Origin of the sequence: Rugamonas fusca (genome assembly GCF_014042365.1) — a bacterium.
Lineage (GTDB): Bacteria > Pseudomonadota > Gammaproteobacteria > Burkholderiales > Burkholderiaceae_D > Rugamonas > Rugamonas fusca.
In genome coordinates this window covers 1-3,385 of sequence record NZ_JACEZS010000052.1, presented here as the reverse complement: position 1 = coordinate 3,385, position 3,385 = coordinate 1, and the positions used below count along the sequence as shown (strand labels likewise).

Here is a 3,385-nt window from a genome sequence, read left to right as displayed (position 1 = left end):
ATTACTCACCCGTTCGCCACTCGCCGCCAGGTTGCCCCGCGCTGCCGTTCGACTTGCATGTGTAAGGCATGCCGCCAGCGTTCAATCTGAGCCAGGATCAAACTCTTCAGTTTAATCTCTGTTTTTTTGCATTGCTGCCACCGCTATTGCTAGCGGGTCGCTCACTCAAAATACTGACAGGCCACTCTTGCGAGTATCCTATTTCATTATTTCTTGTGAACATTTGATATTTTAAGTATCACGAGGACTAGCCTCGCGTGCACTTCCATCAAACGTCCACACTTATCGACTGTGAATTGTTAAAGAACTTTATTCGGCACTGCTTGCTGCGAAGCGTTTTGTTCGTCAGCAGAGAGGTGAGATTATGCGGCGTTTCGTGCAGCTCGTCAACCCCTCGTTTTCTTCACTTAACTCGCATTTGCATGCGTCGTTTCGCGAGGGACCGAACTATAGCAAACGCAACGAGAGCTGGCAAGAATTTTTTGCGATGCACAACTGCTACAATGCCGGCCTTTTGCCAGTAGCGGCAAGCAGAACAAGGAACATGGCCATGCAAGAAGCCAAAACCAATACCGCGAAACGCGGCACTTTCAGCTCCGGGTTCGGCGTCCTCGCCGCGACGCTGGGATCAGCAGTCGGCCTGGGCAATATCTGGAAATTCCCTTATCTCACCGGCGCCAACGGCGGTGCGGGCTTCCTGCTCATCTATCTGCTTGCGACTCTGGTAATCGGGTTGCCGGTGATGATGGCTGAACTTTCAGTTGGGCGCCAAGCCAGATCCAACCCAATTACCGCACTTCAAAAACTGGCGCCCAAAGGACAGCCATGGTGGCTGATCGGCGCCGCCGGCATGATCGCGGCCTTTTTGATCCTGTCCTTTTATTCGGAGGTGGTCGCCTGGGTGTACGCCTACGTATTCAAGGCCATCGGTGGCTCGATCCTGAGCAACGATCGCCATGTCACGGAAGCGGCATTCAATGCGATGATAGGCAATCCTGTTCAGTCACTACTGTGGCAATGGGGTGTACTGATCTTCATCGGTGGCATATTGTTACTGGGCGTCACCAAGGGAATTGAGGCCCTGGCGAAGAAACTGATGCCATTGTTGTTCCTGCTGCTGTTGGTGTTGTGCGCCGTCAGCCTGTCACTGGACAAGGCGAGCGAAGGATTGGCCTTTCTGTTCAGCCCAGATTTCAGCAAGATAACGGCCTCGGCCATCCTGACAGCCATGGGCCTGGCGTTCTTCAAGCTTTCGCTCGGCATGGGCGCGATGCTGACTTACGGCAGCTATTTCCGTGACGACCAGAACATCCCGATGACGACGGTCCGCGTCATGGCGGCCGACCTGTGCGTATCCATGCTCGCGGGCATGGCTATTTTCCCGGCCGTCTTTACGTTCGGCTTTGCTCCAGCGGCTGGCCCCGCCCTCGTGTTCATCACGATTCCAGCCGTGTTCTCGCAAATTCCGATGGGGCAGCTGTTGATGATCGCGTTCTTCGTGTTGGCAGCTATCGCGGCGACCGGCGCCATGCTGTCGCTGACGGAAGTGCCGGTAGTTATTCTTCATGAACGCCTGAACATTTCCCGTCGCCGCGCCACCCTACTCACCGTTCTGAGCCTGGCAATACTGGGTTCGACTTGCGCGCTGACCAATAATGTTTTGGCCGACTTCAAACTGTTTGGCTTGAACATGTTCGATCTCTACGATTTCATCTCGTCGAACGTCATTCTTCCCGCCGGTGGGATCTTGCTCGCAGTGTTTGTTGGCTGGGTATGGGGCAAGGAAAAGTTTGCCGATGCGCTGTCCAATCATGGCAAATTGAACAACCAAACCGTTACGCGAGGAGCGCTCTTCCTGCTCCGTTATGTATCGCCAGTGCTGACGTTGCTGGTCATGCTCAAGGGTCTGAACGTACTTTAACAAAAAGAACAAAAGCCAACGAAAAGCACAAACGGACCAGTGTTTTTTTTACTATGCGGAAGGCAGTATGCCTATACTTGGGAGGAATTGACTTTCACCAGGGTGCTCGATGGACCAAAGTGCATTTCCCCATGTGCCGATGCCGACAATCCTGATTGTCGACGACTCCCTGTCTTATCTCGGTGCGCTGCTGGATCGGCTTGAACGGCACGGCTTTCTGGTGGTGCTGGCACAGACGGCGGCCGAAGGGTTAATGCGGGCCGAATTCGCTGAACCAGACCTCATCCTGCTCGACGTCGTCATGCCCGGCATCGACGGTTTCGAAGCCTGCCGACGCCTGAAGGCCGGCAAGGCGACCAAGGATATTCCCGTCATCTTCATGACCGGCGTGACTGACCCGAAGCAAAAGGTGACGGGCTTCGATGTGGGCGGCGTCGATTACATCACCAAGCCATTCCAGATCGAGGAAGTTCTCGCCCGCATCAATACGCACCTTGCGCTGCGCAAGGCCAACCGCGAGCTACAGGACATGATCGCGACGCTGGCCAAGGCCAGGGAAGACCTCATCCGCAATGAGAAGCTGGCGGGACTGGGCGCGATGGTGGCAGGCATCGCGCATGAACTCAACACGCCCATCGGCAACAGCCTGATGGCGGCCAGTACATTTGAAAATCAGACCGGCGACATCGTGCATGGGCTGGCCGAAGATGGCAGCGTTAAACGCTCCGTCTTCGAGCGCTACATTGAAAATGCCCGCCTCACCGTTGATATCCTATCCCGCAATCTGCATCGGGCGGCCGATATCGTGACCAATTTCAAGCAAGTCGCCGTCGACCAGACCAGTTCGCAAAGGCGTAGTTTCCTGCTGTCCGAAGTGGTGGCGGGAAATATCCTGACCCTGCAGCCGACCATCAAGCGAACGCCATTTGTGATCCGGCAGGATATTCCGGAATCGCTAATGATGGACAGTTTTCCCGGCCCGCTGGGCCAGGTGGTCAACAACCTGATCAACAATGCCATCCTGCATGGCTACGACGGCTATTGCGATGGCGTGATCAATGTCAGCGCCAGGCTGTCTTCGTTTGGCTGGGTAACGCTGGTGGTGGAAGATCAGGGCGTGGGTATCAAGCCGGCCGACTTGCACCGGATTTTTGACCCCTTCTTTACGACAAAAATGGGGATAGGCGGCTCCGGCCTGGGCCTCAATATCGTGCACAACATCGTGACGGAGATCCTGGGCGGCACGATCGAGGTCAATAGCGAAGTGGGTCGCGGCACCAAGTTCACGCTGAAATTGCCAATGCTGGCGCCAACCAAGCAACCGGGCAGTTAAGAACGGACGAAAAAAAACCCCGCCAACACATGTCAGCGGGGTTTTTTCGAATAACTAGCTTGACGATAACCTACTTTCACACTGGTTGCAGCACTATCATCGGCGCAGAGTTGTTTCACGGTCCTGTTCGG

General features: G+C 55.1%; 2 protein-coding genes and 1 rRNA gene. 2 read left to right on the top strand and 1 reads right to left on the bottom strand.

Annotated features, from left to right (window positions below; genetic code table 11):
• A 16S ribosomal RNA gene (locus tag H3H36_RS26225) occupies positions 1-113 on the bottom strand; the annotation flags it as partial.
• A 437-nt stretch (positions 114-550) separates the two neighbouring features.
• On the opposite strand from H3H36_RS26225, the gene H3H36_RS26220 reads away from it, so the two are divergent.
• Both H3H36_RS26220 and H3H36_RS26215 read left to right on the top strand, forming a co-directional pair.
• Entirely contained in the window at positions 551-1,921 is a 1,371-nt protein-coding gene (locus H3H36_RS26220; protein ID WP_182220977.1) for a sodium-dependent transporter, read from the top strand.
• Positions 1,922-2,030: 109 nt separating this feature from the next.
• Positions 2,031-3,254, top strand: a complete 1,224-nt coding sequence (locus H3H36_RS26215) for a sensor histidine kinase (RefSeq protein ID WP_229220121.1) — start codon at positions 2,031-2,033, stop codon at positions 3,252-3,254.
• The last annotated feature ends 131 nt before the right edge of the window (positions 3,255-3,385 follow it).

Excerpts from the sequence above, each read along its gene's own strand:
- H3H36_RS26220 (WP_182220977.1), top strand. The coding sequence starts at position 551 with ATGCAAGAAGCCAAAACCAATACCGCGAAACGCGGCACTTTCAGCTCC.
- H3H36_RS26215 (WP_229220121.1), top strand. The coding sequence starts at position 2,031 with ATGGACCAAAGTGCATTTCCCCATGTGCCGATGCCGACAATCCTGATT.